23 protein-coding genes and 1 pseudogene are annotated in these 22642 nt (G+C 70.5%); 12 read left to right on the top strand and 12 right to left on the bottom strand.

Translation table 11 applies throughout. The annotated features are described in order from the left end of the window. Positions 1–89 precede the first annotated feature (89 nt). Positions 90–716 carry a YbhB/YbcL family Raf kinase inhibitor-like protein gene (locus AB0D59_RS36080; RefSeq protein WP_362574721.1) on the top strand — a complete coding sequence of 209 codons (627 nt, stop codon included), beginning with the start codon at positions 90–92 and terminating at the stop codon, positions 714–716. Between the two features lie 1180 nt (positions 717–1896). Here AB0D59_RS36080 and AB0D59_RS36075 read toward each other — a convergent pair. Both AB0D59_RS36075 and AB0D59_RS36070 read right to left on the bottom strand, forming a co-directional pair. After that, complete coding sequence (locus tag AB0D59_RS36075; protein WP_362574719.1) at positions 1897–2136, bottom strand: DUF397 domain-containing protein; 240 nt, start codon at positions 2134–2136, stop codon at positions 1897–1899. After that, positions 2133–2975 carry a helix-turn-helix transcriptional regulator gene (locus tag AB0D59_RS36070; RefSeq protein ID WP_362574717.1) on the bottom strand — a complete coding sequence of 281 codons (843 nt, stop codon included), beginning with the start codon at positions 2973–2975 and terminating at the stop codon, positions 2133–2135. The genes AB0D59_RS36075 and AB0D59_RS36070 overlap by 4 nt, the downstream gene beginning before the upstream one ends. A gap of 124 nt (positions 2976–3099) precedes the next feature. On the opposite strand from AB0D59_RS36070, the gene AB0D59_RS36065 reads away from it, so the two are divergent. The 4 genes from AB0D59_RS36065 to AB0D59_RS36050 all read left to right on the top strand — a co-directional run bounded on the left by AB0D59_RS36065 (position 3100) and on the right by AB0D59_RS36050 (position 4741). Continuing rightward, positions 3100–3507, top strand: coding sequence for a hypothetical protein (locus tag AB0D59_RS36065; protein WP_362574715.1), 408 nt, complete (start codon positions 3100–3102; stop codon positions 3505–3507). A gap of 137 nt (positions 3508–3644) precedes the next feature. Then, positions 3645–3992 (top strand): hypothetical protein, encoded by a 348-nt coding sequence (locus AB0D59_RS36060; RefSeq protein ID WP_362574713.1) that lies wholly within the window; start codon positions 3645–3647, stop codon positions 3990–3992. A 75-nt stretch (positions 3993–4067) separates the two neighbouring features. Then, the gene (locus AB0D59_RS36055; protein WP_351708232.1) at positions 4068–4331 is read left to right on the top strand and encodes a hypothetical protein; all 264 of its coding nucleotides are present in this window, start codon (positions 4068–4070) and stop codon (positions 4329–4331) included. A gap of 5 nt (positions 4332–4336) precedes the next feature. Beyond that, positions 4337–4741 (top strand): hypothetical protein, encoded by a 405-nt coding sequence (locus AB0D59_RS36050; RefSeq protein ID WP_362574881.1) that lies wholly within the window; start codon positions 4337–4339, stop codon positions 4739–4741. Positions 4742–4784: 43 nt separating this feature from the next. Here the strand turns inward: AB0D59_RS36050 and AB0D59_RS36045 are convergent, their stop codons facing one another. The 4 genes from AB0D59_RS36045 to AB0D59_RS36030 all read right to left on the bottom strand — a co-directional run bounded on the left by AB0D59_RS36045 (position 4785) and on the right by AB0D59_RS36030 (position 10219). Continuing rightward, positions 4785–5435 (bottom strand): hypothetical protein, encoded by a 651-nt coding sequence (locus AB0D59_RS36045; RefSeq protein WP_362574711.1) that lies wholly within the window; start codon positions 5433–5435, stop codon positions 4785–4787. A gap of 89 nt (positions 5436–5524) precedes the next feature. Further along, entirely contained in the window at positions 5525–7948 is a 2424-nt protein-coding gene (locus tag AB0D59_RS36040) for a dolichyl-phosphate beta-glucosyltransferase (protein ID WP_362574709.1), read from the bottom strand. Continuing rightward, positions 7945–8643 carry a GntR family transcriptional regulator gene (locus tag AB0D59_RS36035; RefSeq protein WP_362574707.1) on the bottom strand — a complete coding sequence of 233 codons (699 nt, stop codon included), beginning with the start codon at positions 8641–8643 and terminating at the stop codon, positions 7945–7947. The genes AB0D59_RS36040 and AB0D59_RS36035 overlap by 4 nt, the downstream gene beginning before the upstream one ends. Before the next feature lie 220 nt (positions 8644–8863). Beyond that, positions 8864–10219: an aspartate aminotransferase family protein gene (locus AB0D59_RS36030; protein ID WP_362574705.1), complete on the bottom strand. Its 1356-nt coding sequence runs from the start codon at positions 10217–10219 to the stop codon at positions 8864–8866. A 210-nt stretch (positions 10220–10429) separates the two neighbouring features. Here AB0D59_RS36030 and AB0D59_RS36025 point away from each other — a divergent pair, with 210 nt between their 5' ends. Further along, entirely contained in the window at positions 10430–12271 is a 1842-nt protein-coding gene (locus AB0D59_RS36025) for a serine/threonine-protein kinase (protein ID WP_362574703.1), read from the top strand. Positions 12272–12344: 73 nt separating this feature from the next. On the opposite strand, the gene AB0D59_RS36020 is transcribed toward AB0D59_RS36025, so the two are convergent. Continuing rightward, positions 12345–13499: a Gfo/Idh/MocA family oxidoreductase gene (locus AB0D59_RS36020; protein ID WP_362574701.1), complete on the bottom strand. Its 1155-nt coding sequence runs from the start codon at positions 13497–13499 to the stop codon at positions 12345–12347. 99 nt (positions 13500–13598) lie between these two features. After that, positions 13599–14351, bottom strand: a complete 753-nt coding sequence (locus tag AB0D59_RS36015) for an SLATT domain-containing protein (RefSeq protein WP_351708254.1) — start codon at positions 14349–14351, stop codon at positions 13599–13601. 304 nt (positions 14352–14655) lie between these two features. On the opposite strand from AB0D59_RS36015, the gene AB0D59_RS36010 reads away from it, so the two are divergent. The 3 genes from AB0D59_RS36010 (at position 14656) to AB0D59_RS36000 (ending at position 16400) form a co-directional block, all read left to right on the top strand. Continuing rightward, positions 14656–15000 carry a YbaB/EbfC family nucleoid-associated protein gene (locus AB0D59_RS36010; protein WP_351708258.1) on the top strand — a complete coding sequence of 115 codons (345 nt, stop codon included), beginning with the start codon at positions 14656–14658 and terminating at the stop codon, positions 14998–15000. Positions 15001–15145: 145 nt separating this feature from the next. Further along, on the top strand, positions 15146–15745 hold the full coding sequence (gene recR / locus AB0D59_RS36005; protein ID WP_362574698.1) for a recombination mediator RecR: 600 nt from the start codon (positions 15146–15148) through the stop codon (positions 15743–15745). Beyond that, a complete protein-coding gene (locus tag AB0D59_RS36000; protein WP_362574696.1) occupies positions 15738–16400 on the top strand; it encodes a DUF5063 domain-containing protein in 663 nt (220 codons plus the stop codon). Before recR ends, AB0D59_RS36000 begins: the two co-directional genes overlap by 8 nt. Here the strand turns inward: AB0D59_RS36000 and AB0D59_RS35995 are convergent. Genes AB0D59_RS35995 through AB0D59_RS35985 form a run of 3 tightly spaced genes read right to left on the bottom strand, consistent with a single transcriptional unit; the run spans position 16393 to position 18723 of the window. Then, positions 16393–17046, bottom strand: coding sequence for a response regulator (locus AB0D59_RS35995; protein WP_362574694.1), 654 nt, complete (start codon positions 17044–17046; stop codon positions 16393–16395). The genes AB0D59_RS36000 and AB0D59_RS35995 overlap by 8 nt on opposite strands. Further along, on the bottom strand, positions 17046–18122 hold the full coding sequence (locus tag AB0D59_RS35990; RefSeq protein ID WP_362574693.1) for a hypothetical protein: 1077 nt from the start codon (positions 18120–18122) through the stop codon (positions 17046–17048). Before AB0D59_RS35990 ends, AB0D59_RS35995 begins: the two co-directional genes overlap by 1 nt. 1 nt (position 18123) lies before the next feature. Beyond that, positions 18124–18723, bottom strand: coding sequence for a hypothetical protein (locus AB0D59_RS35985; protein ID WP_362574691.1), 600 nt, complete (start codon positions 18721–18723; stop codon positions 18124–18126). 256 nt (positions 18724–18979) lie between these two features. On the opposite strand from AB0D59_RS35985, the gene AB0D59_RS35980 reads away from it, so the two are divergent. Beyond that, positions 18980–19570: a VOC family protein gene (locus AB0D59_RS35980; RefSeq protein WP_362574879.1), complete on the top strand. Its 591-nt coding sequence runs from the start codon at positions 18980–18982 to the stop codon at positions 19568–19570. Here AB0D59_RS35980 and AB0D59_RS35975 read toward each other — a convergent pair. Beyond that, positions 19536–19910: pseudogene (locus tag AB0D59_RS35975) on the bottom strand (TSUP family transporter); the annotation flags it as partial. The gene AB0D59_RS35980 and the pseudogene AB0D59_RS35975 sit on opposite strands and share 35 nt — an antisense overlap. A 258-nt stretch (positions 19911–20168) precedes the next feature. Between AB0D59_RS35975 and AB0D59_RS35970 the strand changes: the two are divergent. Together AB0D59_RS35970 and AB0D59_RS35965 are read left to right on the top strand one after the other, a co-directional pair. Beyond that, the gene (locus AB0D59_RS35970; RefSeq protein ID WP_362574877.1) at positions 20169–21440 is read left to right on the top strand and encodes an aspartate kinase; all 1272 of its coding nucleotides are present in this window, start codon (positions 20169–20171) and stop codon (positions 21438–21440) included. After that, positions 21437–22516 (top strand): aspartate-semialdehyde dehydrogenase, encoded by a 1080-nt coding sequence (locus AB0D59_RS35965; RefSeq protein ID WP_362574689.1) that lies wholly within the window; start codon positions 21437–21439, stop codon positions 22514–22516. Before AB0D59_RS35970 ends, AB0D59_RS35965 begins: the two co-directional genes overlap by 4 nt. Positions 22517–22642 lie beyond the last annotated feature (126 nt).

Here is a 22642-nt window from a genome sequence, read left to right as displayed (position 1 = left end):
AATGCCAGGATCGCGAGCGCCTTCCTCCGACTGCCCCCCGTCCTTGATCGTGTACGCACCGACAGGCACCACCCGTCCAGGAGGGCACGATGAGAGCACCGATCCGAGCCGCCGCCGCACTGGCCGCGGTCGCCGCCGTCACCACCAGCGTGACCACCGCCAACGCCGACAGCCACCCCCACACCGGTCGGGCCGGCGACGGAGGGTACGGCTACACCAGGGTCCGCCAGGGCGTCCCCGACTCCGCCACCCGCTTCAAGGTCACCAGCCCGGACATCCGCAACGGCGGCACCATCCCGGCCGACTCCTACGCGGACTCGTTCGGCTGCTCCGGCGCCAACCAGCAGATACGGCTGTCCTGGCACGGCGCTCCGAAGGACACCCGCAGCTACGCGGTCACCATGTTCGACCCCGACGCTCCCACCGGCTCCGGCCTGTGGCACTGGCTGACCTGGGACATCCCCGCCACGGACACCCAGCTGGGCGCCGCCCTGCCGACCGGCGCGGTGGCCGGCACGAACGGTGCCGGCCAGACCGGCTACCTGGGCCCCTGCCCGCCGGTCGGCGACATCACCCACCACTACCGGATCACGGTCTACGCCCTGGACACCCCGAGCCTGCAACTGCCCGCGGCGACCCCGGCCGCGATCACCACGTTCACCATGTCGAGCCACGTGATCAGCACGGCGACCATCACGGCGACGGCGCGCAGGTAGGCCGTCCAGTCGCCCGATCGCCAGGGGTATGGCCCCAGGGCCTCACGCACGCTACCAAGTGACCGTTGGGGCCGCCCGCTTCTCGGCAGTGTCGTGCTTCCGCGGGCCGAGTCAAGGGCGCTCCACTCCGCTGCGCTGCGTTCCGCGTCGGCTGCGCCGATGGGCCTCCGGCCCACCCTTGACACGACCCGCTCCACCACGGGGTAGAAGCGAGCGAGCGGCCCGGAAACGCGGGGTCCCGACCGGCGTTCACGATCAGCCGTCGGCCGAGCCGTCATCGCCGGTTGACGGGCGCGGACGGGGTGGGGGGGGCACGCCCGGCCGGCCAAGCGGCGAGCGGCCGGTGGGGCGAGCGGCCGGTGGGGCAGGGGGTGGGGCGGTGCGCGGCGGATGGCGGGTGGCCGGTGGTGGGTGGGCGAGGCGGTGGGCGGCGGGTGGTCGATGGTCGGTGGTGCGCGGCTCGTGGTGGGTGGGCCTGGCGGGGGGTGGGCCTGGCGGGGGGTGGGCCTGGCGGGGGGTGGGCCCGGCGGCGGGTGGCGGGCTGTGCGTGGCGGGCGCGTTCCCGTCTCGCCAGTTTCGCCCGTCTCGGGCCTGGCCCACCCGCCGGTCGGTGCACTCGATGCGCTGGCGGCGAGCGGTGGGGGTTGGTCGCGGAGGTGGCTCGGGGCCGCGCCCGGCGGCTCCGCGGCCCACCGGCGGCGGCGGTGGGGACGATTGGCGGACTTGTGCCACGTCCGAACGGATCCGAGCCTGCCCTGCCTGGGAGGACGGGCAGAGGCCCGGCACAAATCCACCAATCACTCCCTCCCCGCGACTGATGAGGAACACGTGACTCGTGTGGTGAGGTGCCGCGGTGCTGGGAGCCAGGCCGAGTGTTCTGCCGTGGGCGCGCCCACGACTCACCGTTCGCCGCTTGGCCGGCCCGGCGTGCTTGCGAGGTGGGAGCGCGCCCGTCGGACAACGATGCGGACGCGGCCGACGGCTGACCGCGAACGCCGGTCAGGGCCCCCGCGTCTTTCCGGCCGCTCGCTCGCTTCTAACCCGTGCTGGAGCGAGGTGTGTCAAGGGTGGGCCGGAGGCCCATCGGCGTAGCCGACGCGGAACGCAGCGCAGCGGAGTGGAGCGCCCTTGACTCACCTCGCGGAAGTACGACACTGCCGAGAAGCGAGTGGCCCGACGGTCACTTCGTGAGATGCGTGAGGAAGCCGGCCCAGGCGGCGGGGGAGAGGGCGAGGTGGGGGCCGTCGGGGGCCGTCTTGGAGTCGCGTATGTGGATGATGTGGGGGCAGGGGGATATTTCGAGGCAGTTCCCGCCGCCGCCGTCGCTGTAGGAGGACTTGCGCCAGGTGTAGGCGGTTTCGACGCACTGCCCGCCGCTGTCGTTGCTGTAGCTCGACTTGAACCACCGCAGGGTCGTCATGTCCGCTCTTCTCCTGCCAACTTTCGGATGAGGCTCAGCGAGTCGTCCGAGCTCAGCGCCTGAGTTCGGATCTTCGCATATCGGTGGGTGAGGCGAGCGACCTTTGCGGGATCGCTGACCAGCACACTTTCGTCCTCGATCTCCATGTAGACCAGGCGGTGGTGCTCCTTGGTCTCCACCAGTTGCATGTCTCCGCGTGCGCCAGCGTGGCCGACCCTCAACCCCCGCTCCATCGGCAGCACTTGGACGCTCACATTGTCCCTCTCCGCGTCCTCCGCAAGCGACCGCAATTGGCCGTGCAGCACCTCCCAGCTCCCGAACGGCCGCCGCAGTACCGACTCCTCCAGGATCAGCTCGATCATGGCCGTCGGGTCCGCCCGGTCGAACAGCACTCGCCGCTCCACCCGAGCCTCGACCAGTTCCTCCACCTTCTCCACCGGCAGCTTCGGGAAGCCGCCGCCGATCAGTGCCCGCGCGTACTCCGGTGTCTGGAACAGACCGTCGACCACGAACGTCTGGTACGACGACAGCGTCACCGCCTCCTGCTCCACCAACGCGAAGTTCTTGAACTGCGCCGGATACCTGTCCAGCAGTACCAACCTGCGTGCCTTTTCGAAGATCCCCAACCCGCCGCCGATCGCCTCCTCCAGCTTGGCGAGCATCTTGTCGCTGGCGGGCTGCGCTCCCGTCTCCATCGCGCTGATCGCGGACCCGGTGTAGCCGATGCGCTGCCCCAACTCCTCCTGTGTCAGCTGCCGTTGCTCGCGGAAGGCCTTCGCGAGGGCGGCCAGGAGCTGTGCCGTGCTGCCCGCCTCCGCCTTGTTCTCGGTCCGCGCCATTGCGGTCACCCCCGAACTCAACCGAACTCAACCGGTCACAACCACCGGACCTCGAATTCCCAGAGTTTGCAGCTCTTGACTCTGAGTTATGGCGACGGTAGCCCTACGTGCCGAAACTGGTCCCATGAACACGCAAAGCGACCAGTTAAACCTAGACTGGCTACCAACCCGCGGCATCCAACTCCGCAAGGCCGGCGTCCAGTTCGATGCCGTCCGCGTGGACGACGGCGACTGGGGACGTCGGCTCGCCGACCGGCTCGCGCGGATGACCGGCGGGGATCCGGGGCCGGTCATCGAGGTCGCGAGCAGGCGGCGGTGTGTGTACTTCCTCGTCCCGGCCGGGAGCACGGATCACCTGCCGTGGCCCCCGGAGGTGACCAGACTGACCGCCGTCCCGGCCCGGGTGTCGTACATCCCGATCCCCGCGCTGGACGACATGACCTGGCCGTTGGCGTGGCGCTATCGACCGACCTGCCCCGACCGTTTCGTGCACACGCGACTGCTGCGCACCGCGCTTCACTCGCCGGAGTGAAATGCGTGAACAAACAGCCAGGAAAAGGGGATTGTGGCTTGCGTGCGGCGCTTTGTGTGGCCCTAAAGTCACGATCAACAGATTGCCCCCGCGGTGCGCCAACACCCGGGGGCTCGACACCGGGAGCTACCACTCCGATGCGCGTTCATCGTACGGCGCCCCTGCGCGCCTTCGCAGCCCTCGCCAACTCCCGTTTCGGGGACCGACGTCTGTCCTGGGCGGCGGCGGGCGTACTGGCGTACCTCTTGAGTCTTCCGAGCGGCTCGTGGATCACGGAGCGCATGCTTGCGGCGCGGCGCCGGGAAGGCTGCATGACGGTCGTCGCCTCCCTGCGTGAGCTGGAGGAACGGGGCTATCTGCGGCGGGTGGTGCGGCGGGATCCGGTGACGCGGCAGTACTCGACGACCTGCGAGGTATTCGAGAGGTCGTACGAATCTCGGCCACCAATGGGTGGACTGCAAAAAGTTCACCCCGTGGCGGCCTAGTCCCAAAGAGAAAGGAACGTAATGACCGCTGTGCTTGATCGGCCCGAGACGGTATACCGGAGGTATACTTGCATCATGGCTGACACCACCGTCAAGGTCGACCCCGCTGTCCGTGATCGCCTCATGGTGCTCGCCCGTGAGCGTGGGATGACCATGCGCGACCTGATCGCCGAGCTCGCTGGGGCCACGCCCACGCAGGAGGAACTGCGCAAGCGGTATGAGGAGGCGAAGGCGTACTGCGAGACGCACTTCGGGGTGACCTTCACCGACGAGGAGCACGACCGGATGGAGAAGGTCTGGCAGGACCTTGAGGCCGGTCGGCCCGTGGACAGCCTGTGAGCGCGATGAGGGCCGGTTCCACCGGTGTCGTCTTCGACGAGTCCGCCCTGCTGGCACTCGGCTCGGGGAACTCGCTGGCCTCCCACTTCGTGGCGAACACGGAGCACGGACCCACCCGGCATGTCTACGTCCCCGCGCTCTGCCTGGCCGCCGCCGACGGCATGCGCAAGGGCGTCGCGGAGCACATCGGCGCGCTTCCGGCTGTCGAGATCGTGGAGTTGGACTTCGCCGGTGCCTCCACGGTCGGCGCGCTGCTGCGGGACGGCGTGGAATGGCGGCTCGGGCACGCGGTCCATCTGTCCCGGCCGACGGTCGACTGGCCCGACGGGCGCCATGTGGTGACCGTCGACCCCGACCTCTACGCCGACATGCCCCTCGTCCGCACGATCAGGCTGCCGCGCCAGCGGTAACCGCACTCCGGCCGGGGCGCCTCTCCGCCTGGCGCCCCGTCCGTCAGCTGAAGACGATCATCGACCCCTGCGCCAGGCTCCGCGTCGCCGCCGCGTGCAGGCCGAGCCAGACGTGGCGTTCGCGGGCGAAGGGGCTCGGGTCGTAGGGAGCCGGGATCGCCGGTTCCTCCAGGTCGGTCGGGGCGGAAGGGGCCTGTGGGGCCGCCGGCGGGTTCGCCGGGTCGATGCCGATCGACGGGGCGACGTACTCCAGCTCGCGCAGCAGCGACTGGGAGGAGCCCAAGGGGCCGCCGCTCGCGAGGAGTTCGTCGCTGGAGAGCGGGTTCGGGAAGTCGACCGGGACGTACGCGCCCGCGTGGTCGTAGTGCCAGACCAGATGCGACTGCTGGGCCGTCGACTCGAACATCTCCAGGAGCTGCTCGTAGTCACCGCCCAGGTCGTCCACCGGGGAGACGGGGAGGCCGCAGACCTGGAGGAGATAGGCGCGGCGCAGGAAGTGCAGCGCGTCGTAGTCGAAGCCCGCCACCGGGGCGACCTCGCCGGACAGGCCCGGCATGTACTGGTACACCGGCACCGGCGGCAGCCCGGCCTCGGCGAGCACCTTGTTGTATTGTGCGAGTTCCTCGGCGAACGGGTTGTCGGGCGTGTGGCACAACACGTCGACGAGCGGTACCAGCCAGAGGTCACAGGCCAAAGAGGGCTCCTCATATCAGCGCGATATCAGCGCGTTCACAGCAAGTGCTCAGCTAGGTGGTCAGGGAAGAGTAATCGGTGCGGCGCCGGTCAGCTCCCCTCGTGCAGATCCCATACCCAGACCCCACCGGTCCACCTACCGGGTTTTCCGGTCAGAGCCTGGACCGCCTGCCGCAGCTTGTCGTCGTTGGGCTGCGGGGCGACCACCAGGACGCCCGCCTTCCAGTACGCGAAGTCCTTCGCCGCCTGCGCCCGCCAGTTCTTGCCGATCACCGGCACCTTCCCGGTGTAGCGGACGTCCCGCAGCATGCTGGAGGTGTAGCGCGGGACGGCACCGTAGATACCGATGCGGTCCTCGCCGTAGGGGCCGTTGAAGTATCCGCCGGGGAGCTTGAAGCCGAGGTCCGCCGCCGTCTGCCAGTGCAGCGCCTCCGCGTACCCGGGATCGGGGAGCGGGATCGGGACGAGGGACTCGCCCTTCCCCACGTACGACTTCCACATCCCGCTCGCGATGAACTCCGGCACCGGCGTCCGCTGCTCGGACTTGAGCGGGGCGGGGACGATCGGGAGCACCGCGAGCGCGATGGCGAGCAGGCCGAGGTACTGGGTGCCGATACGACGGGTGGCCAGCACCTTCTCGATCGCGAGCGCGAGCAGCACACCCAGCGCCGGGGCGCAGATCATCGCCACCCGGCCCTCGATCACCGACTCGAAGAGCGGCAGCTTCCGCACCAGCGCCCAGGGGCCGGGATACACGGTGTCGGTCAGCGGGACGCGGATCTTCGGTCCCAGGGACAGCACGGCCGCGGCCACGGAGGTGAACGCCAGCGCCTTGACCAGCGGCCGCTCCCACAGTCGTACGACGATCCCGAAGGCGAGCAGGACCAGCGGCCAGCCGTAGAACGCGTTCTGCTCGGTGGGGTTGAGGGCGAGTTCGTTGGCACGGCCCGCGTCCCCGAAGAGCAGCGAGCGCTCGGCGAAGGCGAGGAGCGAGAGCGGGCTGTTTCCGGCGTTGTCGCCGTGCAGGACGCTGTGGTAGCTCTGCGGCCCGGTGAACTGCCAGTAGAGCGGGAAGGCGACGACCGGGAGGCAGACCGCGCCCGCGATCAGGAGGCCCTTGCCCAGCGGGCGCCAGGACTCCTTCGCCACCTGCGGTCGTACGGCCGCGTAGGCGACGGCGAACAGGGCCATGCCCAGCGCCGCGAGCAGGAACGGCTCCTCGCCCAGTAACACCTGGTAGGCCGCCATCAGGCCGAGCACGATCCCGTCCCGCCGGACCCGGGCGCCCGTGGCCAGGCGCAGGGCACGGTCGATGATCAGCGGGATCATGAACAGGATCACGAAGTTGGGGTGCGCGTTGGCGTGGCTGACCATCGGCGGCGCGAAGGCCGCGAGGGCCGCGCCGACGAAGGCGGCACCCCGGTGCCGTACCACCCGCTTCACGATCAGCCAGTACCAGGCGACGGCGGTCGCGGTCAGGCCCAGCGCCATGCAGGCGGAGAGCGAGACGGCAGGTCCGGCCAGGAGCGTGAGCGGGGCGAAGGGGACGGAGACGCCCAGCATGACCGTGTTGGCCATCAGGTTGACGCCGTCGGGGAAGTTCTGGAAGTCGGAGAAGAGCGGGTTGCGGAAGTGCGCGAGGTTGTCCGCGGTCACCGCGAAGAACCACTCCCACTGGTTCTGGTCCTGGAGGGAGTCGGTGAGATAGCGGTGGTCCGGGTCGAAGAAGCGGCCCGAGTAGAGGGCGATCGACAGGGCCAGGAAGAGGACCGTGACCAGGAGGTCGGCCGGACGCAGGCGGCGCAGCCGGAGGCGGGCCAGGTCCGCGAGGACCCTCGGGTAGGCGAGCGGGCCGACCTTGGAGCCGGGCTGGTGGCTCCAGCGGACCGGCACCTCGGCGATGGACCCGCCGCCCCGGTGCAGATGCTGGAGGACCTCGACGTCGATGCCCCATCCGTCGAGGCGGGAGCCGGCGAAGGCCTCACGGGCCTGGTCGCCGTCGAACAGCTTGAAACCGCACTGGGTGTCCTTGATACCGGGCACCGCGGTGGCCCGTATCAGCAGGTTCCCGGCGCGGCCGAGCAGCTCGCGCAGCCGGTGCTGGTGGTCGGATATCTCCGCGCCCGCCACCGCGCGTGAGCCGATCGCCGCCGCGTACCCCTCGCTGAGCGCCTTGTCGAGCCGCTCCAGCTCCTCGATCGGGGCCGCGAGATCGGCGTCGGTGACCAGCACCCGGCGGCCGCCGCTGGCGGCGACCCCGAGGCGCAGGGCGTTGCCCTTGCCGCGGTTGCGGTCGGCGGTGACCAGCCGGACGTGCGGCTGCCACGAGGCGGCGACCTCGCGCGTCCCGTCGGCCGAGCCGTCGTCGGAGACGATCACTTCCCAGGAACCGAAGCGGTTCTCGTTGTCGGCGAGGTAGCGGGTGACGGCGTCGAGCGTCGGGCCGAGCCGTTCCTCCTCGTTGTACGCGGGGATGACCACGGACAGGTCCACGGTCTCCGGGGGCGCGGTCATCCGTTCTCCGACAGACGCTCGATGAGGGCGAGGGAGTGTGTGTTGTACGCGGCGACGATCCCCCGGGCGGCCTCGGTGTCCCGCCGGGACAGCGCGTCGACCAACTCGGTGTGCCGGGACCACAGATACCCGCGTAGATCGGGCAGCCGACGCAGCTGCTGCACCGCGCACACCCAGGACTGCACGCGCAACCGGTGCAGGAAGTCCCCGAGATAGGGGTTGCCGAACAGCGCGGACAGCTCCCGCCAGAAGCGCAGGTCGTAGCCGACCAGCACGGTGAGGTCGCCGGCGGTCGCGGCCCGCTGGGCCTCCTCGCCGCGCCGGCGGACCGCTGCCAGGGCGGCCGTGACCCGCGGCTCCTGGGGGTCCTTGAACGCGGGGTGGTGGCCCGCGGCGAGGGCGTGGAACATACCGTCGATGACCAGGCTGCGAGCCTCGATCATGTCGCGGTAGTCGGTGAGCGAGTACTCCGGGACCCGGAAGCCGCGGTGCTGGTCGGCGTCGAGGACGCCCTGCGCGGACAGGTCGACCAGCGCCTCGCGGACCGGCGTGGCGGAGACCCCGTACTGCTCGGCGATCTCCTTGACCGTGAACTCCCGGCCCGGCTGGAGGCGCCCGGCGAGCACTTCGTCACGGAGCGCGTTCGCGATCTGCTGGCGCAGGGTACTGCGGGTCACAGCGCCGTTGCCGGGCATCGTCGGGTGCCTCTCCTCACGCATTCGGGTGACGTGCTCGCTTACGTGTACATCTACGAGCACGCAACCTTACGCGTTCGGGTTGCGTGTGTACTCCTCCTATGCCGTTGAAGACGGTGGTGCAGCGCCCCGACAGGGGCGCGGGGCAGCATCGGATCTGCGGCTGCCGCCGCGGGGCGCGACCAGCCCCCAACCCAGCCGCACCCGACCGCGGCGCCCCCTACACCGTGTACTCGTCGGCCACGCTCAGCGCGGCGTCGAGCGCCGCGAAGCCCTCCTTCAGCTCGGCCTCGGTGACGTTGCACGGCGGCACGACATGCGTCCGGTTCATGTTCACGAACGGCCACAGGCCCTGCTGCTTGGCGGCAGCCGTGAACGCGGCCATCGGTGCGTTGGCCTCCCCGGCCGCGTTGTACGGCACCAGCGGCTCCCGGGTCTCCCGGTTCTTCACCAGGTCCAGCGCCCAGAACATGCCCGTGCCGCGCACCTCGCCCACGCTCGGGTGCCGCTCGGCCAGCGCGGCCAGGGCGGGCCCGACGGCGTCCGCGCCGAGCCGCTTCGCGTTCTCGACGACGCCTTCCTCCGCCATCACGTTGATGGTGGCGACGGCGGCGGCACAGGCCAGCGGGTGCCCGGAGTAGGTCAGCCCGCCCGGGTAGGGCCGCTTGGCGAAGGTCTCGGCGATCCGCTCGCTGATGGCGACGCCGCCGAGCGGCACGTACCCGCTGTTCACGCCCTTGGCGAAGGTCATCAGGTCGGGTACGACCCCGAACAGGTCGGCGGCGAACCACTCACCCGTGCGCCCGAACCCGGCCATGACCTCGTCCAGGACGAAGACGATCCCGTGCTTGTCGCAGATCTCACGGACGCCCGCCAGATAGCCGGTCGGCGGCACCATGATCCCGGCGGTCCCGGGGATGGTCTCCAGGACGATCGCCGCGACCGTGCCCGGCCCCTCGAACGCGATCGTGGTCTCCAGGTGCTCCAGCGCCCGCGCGGTCTCCTGCTCCTCCGTCTCCGCGTAGAAACGGGAGCGGTAGAGGAAGGGCGCCCAGAAGTGCACGACCCCGGCGGCGGCGCCGTCGGAGGCCCAGCGGCGCGGGTCGCCGGTGATGTTGATCGCCTGCTGGGTGCCGCCGTGGTACGAGCGGTAGGCGGACAGCACCTTCGGGCGGCCGGTGTGCAGCCGGGCCATGCGGACGGCGTGCTCGATCGCGTCCGCGCCGCCGTTGGTGAAGAAGATCTTGTCCAGGTCGCCGGGCGTCCGCTCGGCGATCAGGCGGGCCGCCTCCGACCGGGCCTCGACGGCGAAGGCGGGCGCGAAGGTGGTCATCCTCGCGGCCTGCTCCTGGATCGCGGCGACGACCTTCGGATGCTGGTAGCCGATGTTGGTGAAGACGAGCCCGCTGGTGAAATCCAGGTAACGCCTGCCGTCGTAGTCCCAGAAGTACGACCCTTCGGCGCCGGCCACGGCCAGCGGGTCGATGAGGTCCTGCGCGGACCAGGAGTGGAAGACATGCGCGCGGTCGGCCGCCTTGACGGCGGCTCCGGCCTGGGGACTGGGCTGAGGGGTCATGGCGCCGAGCCTAGGAGTACCCGGCGCGGACGCGATATCGGCGACATGTTCCATGGCCAGGGGGAATCCGCGACAGGTTGTCCACAGCCCGTGGATACACCCGAGCGGCCGACACCTGTTACGGAACCGTAGACAAGGCGGGTCCCGGCGGCCGGAGCGGCCGGAATATTCTCGGCTCGATCACAAGTGTGGAGAAGGGGCGGATCTGCCATGGAGAAGCTGAGGCCCGGGGATCCGCAGCACATCGGGAGGTACCGGCTGCTGGCGCGGCTGGGCGCGGGCGGCATGGGGCAGGTGTATCTCGCCCGGTCGGAGCGCGGTCGTACCGTCGCCGTGAAGCTGGTACGGGCGGAGCTCGCCGCGCAGGAGGACTTCCGGGCCCGCTTCCGGCAGGAGGTGCGCAACGCCCAGCGGGTCGGCGGGTTCTGGACCGCGCCCGTCCTGGACGCCGACACCGAGGCCGCCGTGCCCTGGGTGGCCACCGGCTATGTCGCCGGGCCGAGCCTCCAGCGGGTCGTCGAGCACGACCACGGGCCACTGCCCGAGCGGTCGGTGCGCATCCTCGCCGCCGGGCTGGCGCACGCGCTCGCCAACATCCACGCGGCCGGGATCGTCCACCGCGACCTCAAGCCGTCCAACGTGATGCTCACCATAGAGGGCCCCCGGGTCATCGACTTCGGCATCGCGCGAGCCCTGGAGACGCTCCCCGGCGAGGGGATCACCCAGACCGGCTCGCTCGTCGGCTCGCCGGGCTTCATGGCCCCCGAGCAGGTGCGCGGCGACCGGATCACGCCGGCCTCCGACGTCTTCAGCCTCGGCTCGGTGCTCACCTACGCGGCCACCGGCCGGCTCCCCTTCGGCTCGACCGAGGGCGGCGCCCACGCGCAGCTGTTCCGCATCGCCCAGGAGGAGCCCGACCTCTCCGGGCTTCCCGAGGGCATCGCCGACGTGGTCCGCGACTGCCTCCGCAAGGACCCGGCGGCCCGTCCCTCCCTGGACGCGATCCTGGCGAGAACGGGAGCGGTCGACACGGTCGAGGAGGGCCGCTCCAGGGACCCCTGGCTGCCCAGTTCCCTGGTGGCCCAACTGGGCCGCCACGCGGTGGAGTTGCTGGAGGCGGAGGACCCGACGGTGTACGGCACCGTGGCCGAGGCTCCGCACAGCGGGTCGGCCGACCAATGGGCGCGGGGGCCGGCCGACCCGGGGGCGCGGGGGCCGGCCGACCGGGGGGTGCGGGGCGGTGCCGGATCCGCGGCCGCCGCCGCGGGGGCGCGACCAGCCACGACCTACCCGCAGCCGGCACTCCACCCGCCCTCCCCCGAACACGCCCCAGCCCACCCGGCCTACGGCTACCCGAACCAACCCCACCAGCACCCGCAGCCGTACAACCCGTACAACCCGTACACCACCCCCCACACCACCGTGGCCACCCCCGAACCCGCCCAGCCGCCCTACACACCCCCACCGACCCCGCCGTACGACCCCACCCCCGACGGCGAGCGTCGTACCTCCCGTTCCACCGCGCTCCTCGTCACCGTCGCCCTGGTCGTGCTGCTGGCCGCCGGCGGCTCCGTGTACGCGCTCATGAACAACGGCGGCGACGACGACAAGGCGGGCGGCACCGCCGCCCCCACCCCCTCGGCCCCCGCCCAGACCTCCGCCGGAGAACCGACGCCCACCCGGTCGCCCTCCTCCTCGGCCCCCGCCACCGGCCCCGTACCCACCGCCTTCCTCGGCACCTGGGCCACGGCGATAGACAACTCCACCGGCCACAACACCCGCGAACTGACCATCCGGCAGGGTGCGGTGGGCGACACGGTTCTCACCCTGGTCGCCGACGGCCCCGGCTACCACTGCGAGTTCGACGCGAAGCTGGCCGAGAAGCCGGGCTCGCACGGCCCGTTGGAGATCGGTCCTTCCACGGTCACTACCGGCAAGCCTCGTTCGTCGTGCAGCGCCGGAGAGGCCACCGAGGTGACCCTGCTGTCGGACGGCAGGCTGAAGCGGGTCCGGAAGGACGGCGAGGAGAGCCTCACGTACAGCAGACAGTGATCCGTAAGCAGTGATCCGTAAGCAGTGATCCGCACGCACGGGCAGGTGCCCGGGGTGACCGAGCCGCGGCGGTTCAGCCGAGGCTCACCCAGGTGCCCTGGGCGGCCGAGCGGCTCATCGCGTCGAGGGCGGTGGCGCTGTGCACGGCGTCCCGCAGGGTCGGGCCGTACGGGGTGTCCTCCGCTATGGAACGCAGGAAGTTGCGGGCCTCGATGACCTTGAGGTCGTCGTAGCCCATGGCGTTGGCCGCGCCGGGCTGGAAGGCGCCGTACTCGCCGTGCCCGGGGCCGACGTGCACCGTGCTGACGGGCTGGTCCTGGTAGGAGGTGCCGCGGCTGACGCCGAGTTCGCCCATCCGCCGGTAGTCCCAGAAGACGGCGCCCTTGGTGCCGTGCACTTCGAAGCCGTAGTTGTTCTGCTCGCCGACCGAGACCCGGCAGGCCTCCAGGACACCCCGGGCGCCGGAGGCGAAGCGCAGCAGGCAGCTGACGTAGTCCTCGTTCTCGACCGGGCCGAGTGCGCCGCCGGTGGCCAGGGTGTGGCCGGCGGTGGCGCCGGTGGGGCGGGCGCGCTCCGGGATGAAGACGGCGGTGTCGGCGGCGAGCGCGGTGATGTCACCGAGCAGGAAGCGGGCCAGGTCGACGCCGTGCGAGGCGAGGTCGCCGAGGACCCCTCCGCCGCCGCGTGCGCGCTCGTAGCGCCAGGTCAGGGCGGAGTCCGGGTGGGCGGCGTAGTCGCTGAAGAGCCGGATGCGGACGTGCGTGACGGTGCCCAGCTCGCCGGAGGCGATGAGGTCGCGGGCGTACGCGACGGCGGGCGCGTTGCGGTAGTTGAAGCCGACCGTGCCCTGGACGCCCGCTTTCGCGACGGCGTCGGCGACCGCGCCGGCGTCCTCGGTGGTGAGGCCGACCGGCTTCTCGATCCAGATGTGCTTGCCGGCCTCGGCCATGGCGACGCCGATCTCCCGGTGCAGGAAGTTCGGCGCGGTGATGCTGACGGCGTGGACGCGCGGGTCGGCGACGACCGCACGCCAGTTGCGGGTGGTGGACGCGAACCCGAACTGGGCGGCGGCCTCCTCGGCCCGGCCCGGCACCTCCTCGGCGACGGTCACCAGCTCGGGGCGTACGGGCAGCTGCGGGAAGTGGTGGGGGACCCGCTGGTAGGCCTGGGTGTGCACCCGCCCCATCCAGCCGAACCCGACGACGGCGACGCCGAGCGTACGCACCATGTGGCTGCCCCTCCTCGGACCGTTCCGGAGACTGTCCGCTCACGATGCGGGGCCGCTTCCGTCGATGTCAAGACATTAGGCCGTCGTGACAAAACTGCCTCAACGAGGCTCCGGCGGCCGCTGCCGGGGCATGTTCGGGCGGGTTCCGTTCGTGCCCGGGGGCAGCGGGAAGCGGCCGTTCAGATGTCCCGCGTCCGCGCGGGGGCCCGCCGTCACCGTCGCCTGCATGCCGAGCGGTGCCGGGCCCGTGCGGAACTCCACCATCCAGTCGGCCGTCTCCGTGCGGACCAGTTCGGTCACGTCCTCCGAGAACCGCCGCAGCACCGCCAGACACCGCTCGGCCGCCTCGCTCGCCGTGCCCTCCGCCGGTCCCAGCACCTCCCGCACGCTCTCCGCCGCCCAGTCGAACTGGAGCGCCTGAAGCCGCCGCTGCACGGCCTGCGCGGTCGCCATGTCCCTTATCCAGCCGGAGGTCACCCCGAAGAACCGGTCGATGCCGACGCACGCCACCGCCATCAGCAGCGCGAGGTACCCCCAGGGCGCGACCCCGCTGACCACCCCGGTGAGGTCGAGGAGCGGCAGCGCGGCGCCCAGTACCGCGCCCACGGCCGCCCCGCACCGCAGCGCCCGGGCCCCCCGCCGTTTCCACACCCGGTCCGACAGATACCACTCGGCGGTCACCAGCGCCCCGCGCTCCACCCACCGGTACAGCTCGTCGAGCCGCTCGGCCGGCTCACCCCAGTCCCCGAGCGGGAACGGCCGCCCGGTCAGATCACCCGGCCGCAGTCCGGCCGCACCCTCGCCCCGCCCGTCCTGAGGCGGTCCCTCGGGCTGCATCTCCGGCTGGCCCACCCGGCACTCCCTACTGATCACAACCGATCACGTTCCGTGATATCAGACCGTCATTGCGCATGGCCTCGGCCCTCGCACTGGACGTGACAATGGATGCTGACGACGGGAACCCTTCCTACCGCCCAATGGGTGGCGAAGGCCTTGCTTTCGCCTCTTTTCCGCTCGGAAGTGGGTCTTGATCAGGTATAGGGCCGCCAGGATTCTCACTCGAAAGAGTGGCGGGGCGATGGCTGCGTCGACCACGTAGGCTCATCCACAGCAGAGCAGAACGAACACGACACGTACGCGGACCCAGGAGCTGATCGTGATCCCCGGTGGTGGCCAGCCCAATATGCAGCAGCTGCTCCAGCAGGCCCAGAAGATGCAGGAGGACCTGGCACGGGCCCAGGAGGAGCTGGCGAACACGGAGGTCGACGGGCAGGCGGGCGGCGGACTGGTGACGGCCACCGTGACCGGCGCCGGCGAGCTGCGCGCGCTGAAGATCGACCCGAAGGCGGTGGACCCGGACGACACCGAGACCCTCGCCGACCTGGTCGTCGCGGCCGTCCAGGCGGCCAACGCGAACGCCCAGGCGCTCCAGCAGCAGAAGCTCGGCCCGCTGGCGCAGGGCCTGGGCGGCGGCAGCGGTATCCCCGGTCTGCCGTTCTGATCCCCTACCGTTCCCCTACTGTTCCCCTACCGCTCTGATCTCGCCGTTCTGATGTTCGTCGCCCCCGCGACACCCCCACCGCCTTCCTAGGACGGGCGGCAGCCAACTACGGTACGTACCGAAAGACTCCAGGAAGGGCAGTCCGTTGTACGAAGGCGTGGTCCAGGACCTCATCGACGAGCTGGGGCGGTTGCCCGGCGTCGGTCCGAAGAGCGCGCAGCGGATCGCCTTCCACATCCTGCAGGCGGAGCCGACGGACGTACGACGGCTCGCCCAGGCCCTCCTGGAGGTGAAGGCGAAGGTCCGCTTCTGCGCGACCTGCGGCAACGTGGCACAGGAGGAGCTGTGCAACATCTGCCGTGACGCGCGCCGCGACCCGACCGTGATCTGCGTGGTCGAGGAGCCCAAGGACGTGGTCGCCGTCGAGCGCACCCGCGAGTTCCGCGGCCGATACCACGTGCTCGGCGGCGCCATCAGCCCGATCGAGGGCGTCGGCCCGGACGATCTGCGGATAAGGGAACTGCTCGCCCGTCTGGCAGACGGCGCGGTCACCGAACTCATCCTGGCCACGGACCCGAACCTGGAGGGCGAGGCGACCGCCACCTACCTCGCCCGCATGATCAAACCCATGGGCCTGAAGGTCACCCGCCTGGCCAGCGGCCTCCCGGTGGGTGGCGACCTGGAATACGCGGACGAGGTCACCCTCGGCCGCGCCTTCGAGGGGAGACGACTCCTAGATGTCTGACGCCACACTGCACGCGACCGCCCACGACCCCGACGACTTCGCGGTCCAGATCGCCGACCAGGTCGAGAGTTTCCTGGTGGCCGTCACGGAGGTGGCGAAGGGCGACGAGCCGGACTCGGCGGTCCCCTTCCTCCTCCTGGAGGTCTCCCAGCTGCTGCTGGCCGGCGGCCGGCTCGGCGCGCACGAGGACATCGTCCCCGACGAGCGCTACGAGCCGGACCTGGGTCCCGAGCCGGACGTCGACGAACTGCGCGAGAACTTCGCGCGCCTTCTCGAACCCATCGACGTCTACTCCGAGGTCTTCGACCCGTACGAGCCCCGCAGGCCGCCCGTGCCGGCCCGTATCTCGGACGACCTGGCCGACATCATCACCGACCTGAGGCACGGCATGGCCCACTACCGGGCCGGCCGCACCACGGAGGCGCTGTGGTGGTGGCAGTTCTCCTACTTCTCCAACTGGGGCCCCACCGCCTCCGCCGCCCTGCGCGCCCTCCAGTCCATCCTCATCCACGTCCGCCTCAACCAGCCCCTGGCGGAGCTGGACGGCCTGGACACGGACCAGGCGACGATGGGCGACGAGACCCTGGAGTTCGAGGCCGGCCAGGTGATGCAGGAGGAGATCGGCGGGTCGCTGGGCCTGGGACCGGTCAAGTAGCCGTCCTCGGGAACCGGCCCACCTGTCCCAGCAGGACGAACAGCTCCGTCGGGGACTGTGTGACGCCGGTGCCCCCGGCGTCGGCCACCTGGTCCCGGCGGGCCGCCGCACCGGCGCCTCCGTAGAGGAACACCGGTGTCGTGTCGTCGGTCTCGCGGATCTTCCGGATCAGCTTGAGGCCGGCGTCCGGGTCGAACCCGCCGGCCTCGGCGCGGCCCATGTCGGAGATCACGGCGTCGAAGGGCCGCGCTGCCTCCTGCAGGGCGCGCAGGCCCTCTTCCGTGGACTCGGCCTGTACGACCTCCACCCCCATCGCCTGCAACTGCCCGGCTTCGTAGGCGTTGTTGGAGGGTGCGTCGTCGACCCACAGGATCCTGTGCAGGACGCGCTGCTGCGGTGGCGGGTCGTGCCGCACCCGGCCCTGACCGGCCTGGGCCGCGACCTGCTGCTGGAGTTCCGCGGTGGTCTCCACGACCTTGTCGGTGAACTGCTGGACCGTCAGTTCGTTGTTGCCGACCTTGAGGCTGAAGTCCCGCTTCTTCATGATGTGCTGGATCTCCGGAAGCAGCTTCCCCACCACCCAGGCAGCGAAGACGGGCCAGGCCAGCCCGGTCAGCGCCCGGATCAACTCCGTCGCGTCTTTCACTACACTCCTCCCAGTCCGCCGTTCGGCCCTCCCCGCCTCCCCGGCCCTCCCCGCCTCCCCGGGCCACCCGGCCTGGGCGGGTTACCCGGACCGGGCGGGTCATCCGGCCTGGGCGGGTCATCCGGACCGGGCGGGTCACCCGGCCTGGGCGGGTCATCCAGTCGGGGCCGGTTCGGTCCGGTACTGCCCGGTCCGGGCGGGTGCGGTGGAATCGGTTCCTCGTGTATCACCCTCATGCCGAGGTTCAGCGGTACCAGGACGACTGCGGGCAGTTCGGCGGTTTCCGTGGTCAGTAGGTGCCGCATCCGGTCCGGGCCGTAGCGCCGTGCGGCCATCACCATCGTGCCGATCACGTCCAGGTCCGCCACGTCGATCGGGGCCGCGGCGTTGAACCAGGTCAGGGTGTTGGCCATGGCGAGGTCCACCGTCCTGGCGTAGGCGCGGGACAGTTCGGCGAGCGTGCCGGCGTACGACCGAGCGGCCGGTTCGTCCTCGGGAGAGAGCATGTCCAGTGCCAGGCCCCAGAACGTCCGCACCGGCATGGCCATCGACCCCATGGGGACGACGCCGTTCCGGTGTGGTGACTCGGTCGCGAAGGACCTGAGTTCTGCCGCCTGTTCGCTCCTGGGCGTGGTAAGCCTGGCGCAGGCCAGCAGCAGATAGGTCTGCTGCTGGACGTGGCCGAGGATCTCGTCCGGTCGGCGCTCCTCGAACCCGCGCGCGCTTTCGCCGTGCGGCTGTCCGGCGGTGCGCACAAGCCGGTCCGTCCAGGAATCGAGCTGATCGCGATACCTGTCCGGTGCCAGCGCGGCTCTGAGGTAGGCGCCGTAAGTGAGTCCGGCCCGGGAGAGCAGCGAGGCGGCGTGGAGCAGCAGCTCGACTCCGGCGTCCGGGGCGACCAGCAACCGCCACTGGCCCGCGAGACGGAAAGCCGACGCGGCCTCGACGAGGGGCACGAAGTCACTGTCATCCTCCGCGTCGGGCTGGACGAGGCGCCCGTATGCCTCGTGGAAGTCCGCCGCGCTCCTCACCTGGTCGGCGTCGAGTCGCAGCAGGTCGAGCGGTGGGGAGGTCATCTCAGAGCATCTCCCTGACATTGCTCAGCGCTTCGGGCGGTACGAAAACGGAGTTGAGGTAGGTCCAGGCCCGCCGGATCGTCTTGCTCCCGCGGTCCCACTCCCATTTCTCGCACCGGTTGATCTGGTTCGCGGGCAGGTGGATCTTCGCGGCCACCTCGCCCTCGGTCTGGTACGGCGAGTACCTGCGGTAGGTGTTCAGGTCCCGGACCTCCTCGGCGACGCCCTCCACGGCCACCGCGGAACGGGGGGCCAGGATGACCCAGCAGAAGTAGAGATAGGCGACCGGCTCCCGGCCGAAGCGGGTTCCGAACCACAGGGCCGTATGCCGGGCGGTGTGCACGAAGTTGGTCTTCGCCGCCGTGTCCCGCTCCACCGTCCCGCACGAGAGCGAGATGAACGGGGTCTCCTCGTAGAACGGCCGCCCCGTGGTCGGATCGATGCTCTCGAAATGGTTCACGTGCAGATTGAGGTTCCCCGCGGTCAGTTTCGAGGCGATCTCGTTGCTCGGCAGGGGATTGTTCCGTCCCCACCAGCGGCAGGTGATTCCGATCCCGTCGTCGATCAGTCCCCTTGCGACGGCGTCGCCAGGGAGTGACATCCCCTTCACACACCACTGCACGATCACTGCTCGTCCCCCGATGCCACGCGCGTGCCGGACCCATCAGCGTAGGGCAACTCATTCGCCTCGGCAGGGGAGTTGGAGTCTTCCGCAGACACCCTTGCTCACCGCCCATTCCGGACGCCGACGAGTCGCGCGAGGCCCGACTCCCGCGCCCGTCAACCTTTAGGACAGCCACCGTCCTAAGCGGTGCCTACCGTCGCCGGTGACAACCGACACCGGCGAGAGGACCACCATGCCCGAGCGGACCGGCACCGCCCCCGAGGGTTACACCACCGTCGCGCCCTGGGTCGTCACCGACGACACGGGCGCGTTCCTGGACTTCGTCACCGGGGCGTTCGGGGGCGAGGAGATGGCACGGGTGCCGACCGAGGACGGTCTGATCGGGCACGCCGAGATCAGGGTCGGCGACACCGTCGTGCTCGCCTTCGACCGGCACGCGGACTGGCCTGCCATGCCGAGCCTGCTGCGCGTGTTCGTCGACGACGCGGACGAGGCGTTCGCGCGCGCCGTCGCGGTCGGCGGCCAGATCGTCACCGCGCTGGCGGACGACGCGTTCGGGCAGCGCGGCGGGCGTATCAGGGACCCCTTCGGCAACATCTGGTGGGTGGTCGCCCACGTCGAGGACGTCTCCGAGGAGGAGATGTGGACGCTGCTGCGGGACCCCGGGTACGCCGAGACCATGCGCGTGGCCCAGGAGACACTGGACGCCGAACTCAGCGGCCGCCGTCAAGGCCGCAGCAGCGCCCCCGTACAGGTGGATCGAGCTGCTCGCGGTCCGGTCCGGCCCGGCCGTGCAGCGCAGGGAGCCGGGCGCCCCGCATGACCAGCACAACCGCCGCTGTCACCACGGCACCCATCATCAACAGAAGTAACGGCTGCGGGAGTCGGTGGGTGACCCAGGTGCCCGCCGGGACCGTGCAGGCCGCCGCCGCGCACAGCGGGACCATCGCCGCCGGGCGGACCCGGCGCCAGCCGCCCGCCAGGCCCACCACGCTGATCGCGCCCGCCGCGCAGTTCGCCAGGGCGACCCCCTGGGCCGGGCCGAGCAGCAGGATCAGGGCCGGTACGGCGACCAGCGCGAAGCCCATGCCGGTCAGCCACTGCACACTCGCGCCCAGCAGCACGATGCCGGAGAGAAGGAGGAGAAGGATCGGCGCCGTCATGGTGTAGGTGCCTACACCAACGATCGGGCAGCGCACTCCCCGATTGCGGCACACAGGCCGGTTGCGGCCCACAGGACGCGAGCCGGCACTGTGAGCCGGGGCACTTTCCGCGTGGTGTGCTGCGCACGGGGCATGTTCCGTCCCGGAAGCGAGCGGCGGACCACCCCGCCAGGACGTCTCACCATGCGGGAGCACACTGGTGGAATTCGGCCGCTCGTTAAACTGAGCCGACAGAGACAAACCGAGCGAGGAGCGCACGTGGGCCTTGTCGTGCAGAAGTACGGAGGTTCCTCCGTTGCCGATGCCGAGGGCATCAAGCGCGTCGCCAAGCGAATCGTGGAAGCGAAGAAGAACGGCAACCAGGTGGTTGTCGTCGTTTCCGCGATGGGCGACACGACGGACGAGCTGATCGATCTGGCCGAGCAGGTATCCCCGATGCCTGCCGGGCGTGAGTTCGACATGCTGCTGACCGCCGGAGAGCGTATCTCCATGGCACTGCTGGCCATGGCGATCAAAAACCTGGGCCACGAGGCCCAGTCGTTCACCGGCAGCCAGGCAGGCGTCATCACCGACTCGGTCCACAACAAAGCCCGGATCATCGACGTCACGCCGGGGCGGATCCGGACGGCGCTGGACGAGGGCAATATCGCCATCGTGGCCGGGTTCCAGGGCGTCAGCGCGGACAAGAAGGACATCACCACGCTGGGGCGCGGCGGGTCCGACACCACGGCCGTGGCGCTTGCCGCCGCGCTCGACGCCGAGGTCTGCGAGATCTACACCGACGTCGACGGTGTGTTCACCGCCGACCCGCGCGTGGTGAAGAAGGCGCAGAAGATCGACTGGATCTCCTTCGAGGACATGCTGGAGCTCGCCGCCTCCGGTTCCAAGGTGCTGCTCCACCGCTGTGTGGAGTACGCCCGCCGCTACAACATCCCGATCCACGTCCGGTCCAGCTTCAGCGGACTTCAGGGCACGTGGGTCAGCAGTCAGCCGATTGGGGACAAGAAGGTGGAGCAGGCCATCATCTCCGGTGTCGCGCACGACACCTCCGAGGCCAAGATCACGGTCGTCGGTGTGCCGGACAAGCCGGGTGAGGCCGCCGCGATCTTCCGGACCATCGCCGACGCCCAGGTCAACATCGACATGGTCGTGCAGAACGTGTCCGCCGCCGCGACCGGCCTGACGGACATCTCCTTCACGCTGCCCAAGACCGAGGGCCGCAAGGCCATCGACGCGCTGGAGCGCAACCGGCCGGGCATCGGCTTCGACTCGCTCCGGTACGACGACCAGATCGGCAAGATCTCGCTGGTCGGCGCGGGTATGAAGACCAACCCCGGGGTCACCGCCTCGTTCTTCGAGGCGCTGTCCGACGCGGGGGTGAACATCGAGCTGATCTCGACCTCCGAGATCCGTATCTCGGTCGTCACCCGCGCCGACGACGTGCCGGAGGCCGTGCGCGCCGTGCACACCGCCTTCGGACTCGACTCCGACAGCGACGAGGCCGTGGTCTACGGAGGCACCGGCCGATGACTGCCAAGCCGACGCTCGCGGTCGTGGGGGCGACCGGGGCCGTCGGCACGGTCATGCTCCAGATCCTGTCCCAGCGGGCGGACGTCTGGGGTGAGATCCGCCTGATCGCCTCCGCGCGCTCGGCCGGCCGCAAGCTGACCGTGCGCGGGGAGGAGGTCGAGGTCGTCGCCCTGTCGGAGGAGGCCTTCGACGGGATCGACGTCGCGATGTTCGACGTACCCGACGAGATCTCCGCGCGCTGGGCGCCGGTCGCCGCCGCCCGGGGCGTGGTCGTCGTGGACAACTCCGGGGCCTTCCGGATGGACCCCGAGGTGCCCCTGGTGGTGCCCGAGATCAATCCGCACTGCGCCCGCAACCGGCCGCGCGGGATCATCGCCAACCCCAACTGCACCACCCTGTCGATGATCGTCGCCCTGGGCGCGTTGCACGCCGAGTTCGGGCTGCGTGAGCTGGTGGTGTCGTCGTACCAGGCGGTGAGCGGGGCCGGGCGGGCCGGCGTGGAGACGCTGCGCGCCCAGCTGTCGATGGTCGCCGGCACGGAGCTGGGCACCAAGCCCGGTGACGTGCGGCGGGCCGTCGGGGACAGCACCGGGCCGTTCCCGGAGCCGGTCGCGCTGAACGTCGTACCGTGGGCCGGGTCGCTGCGCGAGGACGGCTGGTCGTCGGAGGAGATGAAGGTGCGGGACGAGTCCCGCAAGATCCTCGGGCTGCCGAAGCTGCCGGTCGCGGTGACCTGCGTCCGGGTCCCGGTGGTCACCACGCACTCCCTGACCGTGCACGCCCGGTTCCAGGGCGAGGTCACGGTCGACGGGGCCCGGGAGATCCTGGACACCGCCCCGGGGGTCGTCCTCTTCGACAATCCGGCCGCCGGGGAGTTCCCGACGCCCGCCGACGTGGTGGGCACCGATCCGACCTGGGTCGGGCGGGTGCGGCGGGCGCTCGATGACCCGACCGCGCTGGAGCTCTTCGTCTGCGGGGACAATCTTCGCAAAGGTGCCGCTCTGAACACCGCGCAGATCGCGGAGCTGGTCGCGGCGGAACTGACTGGCCGTTCAGGCCTGGCCGAGTTCGCGTGAACAGCCGGTGACCACGGCGGATGTCCTGGGTGGGAGCGGGCCCACAGGTAGGGTCGACGTAAGAAATGTGGCCATGAGCATGGTCCAAACCACTTGAACCCGGACCCCTCGGCGTTCGAAGATTTT

Source organism: Streptomyces sp. NPDC048417 (assembly GCF_040651615.1).
Lineage (GTDB): Bacteria > Actinomycetota > Actinomycetes > Streptomycetales > Streptomycetaceae > Streptomyces.
This window is presented reverse-complemented; position numbering and strand designations above follow the sequence as displayed.

What these genes read in the sequence shown, in the direction of transcription:
- AB0D59_RS36080 (WP_362574721.1), top strand. Translation starts at nt 90, where the DNA reads ATGAGAGCACCGATCCGAGCCGCCGCCGCACTGGCCGCGGTCGCCGCC.
- AB0D59_RS36075 (WP_362574719.1), bottom strand. Translation starts at nt 2,136, where the DNA reads ATGACGACCCTGCGGTGGTTCAAGTCGAGCTACAGCAACGACAGCGGC.
- AB0D59_RS36070 (WP_362574717.1), bottom strand. Translation starts at nt 2,975, where the DNA reads ATGGCGCGGACCGAGAACAAGGCGGAGGCGGGCAGCACGGCACAGCTC.
- AB0D59_RS36065 (WP_362574715.1), top strand. Translation starts at nt 3,100, where the DNA reads ATGAACACGCAAAGCGACCAGTTAAACCTAGACTGGCTACCAACCCGC.
- AB0D59_RS36060 (WP_362574713.1), top strand. Translation starts at nt 3,645, where the DNA reads ATGCGCGTTCATCGTACGGCGCCCCTGCGCGCCTTCGCAGCCCTCGCC.
- AB0D59_RS36055 (WP_351708232.1), top strand. Translation starts at nt 4,068, where the DNA reads ATGGCTGACACCACCGTCAAGGTCGACCCCGCTGTCCGTGATCGCCTC.
- AB0D59_RS36050 (WP_362574881.1), top strand. Translation starts at nt 4,337, where the DNA reads ATGAGGGCCGGTTCCACCGGTGTCGTCTTCGACGAGTCCGCCCTGCTG.
- AB0D59_RS36040 (WP_362574709.1), bottom strand. Translation starts at nt 7,948, where the DNA reads ATGACCGCGCCCCCGGAGACCGTGGACCTGTCCGTGGTCATCCCCGCG.
- AB0D59_RS36035 (WP_362574707.1), bottom strand. Translation starts at nt 8,643, where the DNA reads ATGCCCGGCAACGGCGCTGTGACCCGCAGTACCCTGCGCCAGCAGATC.
- AB0D59_RS36030 (WP_362574705.1), bottom strand. Translation starts at nt 10,219, where the DNA reads ATGACCCCTCAGCCCAGTCCCCAGGCCGGAGCCGCCGTCAAGGCGGCC.
- AB0D59_RS36025 (WP_362574703.1), top strand. Translation starts at nt 10,430, where the DNA reads ATGGAGAAGCTGAGGCCCGGGGATCCGCAGCACATCGGGAGGTACCGG.
- AB0D59_RS36020 (WP_362574701.1), bottom strand. Translation starts at nt 13,499, where the DNA reads ATGGTGCGTACGCTCGGCGTCGCCGTCGTCGGGTTCGGCTGGATGGGG.
- AB0D59_RS36000 (WP_362574696.1), top strand. Translation starts at nt 15,738, where the DNA reads ATGTCTGACGCCACACTGCACGCGACCGCCCACGACCCCGACGACTTC.
- AB0D59_RS35990 (WP_362574693.1), bottom strand. Translation starts at nt 18,122, where the DNA reads ATGACCTCCCCACCGCTCGACCTGCTGCGACTCGACGCCGACCAGGTG.
- AB0D59_RS35985 (WP_362574691.1), bottom strand. Translation starts at nt 18,723, where the DNA reads ATGTCACTCCCTGGCGACGCCGTCGCAAGGGGACTGATCGACGACGGG.
- AB0D59_RS35980 (WP_362574879.1), top strand. Translation starts at nt 18,980, where the DNA reads ATGCCCGAGCGGACCGGCACCGCCCCCGAGGGTTACACCACCGTCGCG.
- AB0D59_RS35965 (WP_362574689.1), top strand. Translation starts at nt 21,437, where the DNA reads ATGACTGCCAAGCCGACGCTCGCGGTCGTGGGGGCGACCGGGGCCGTC.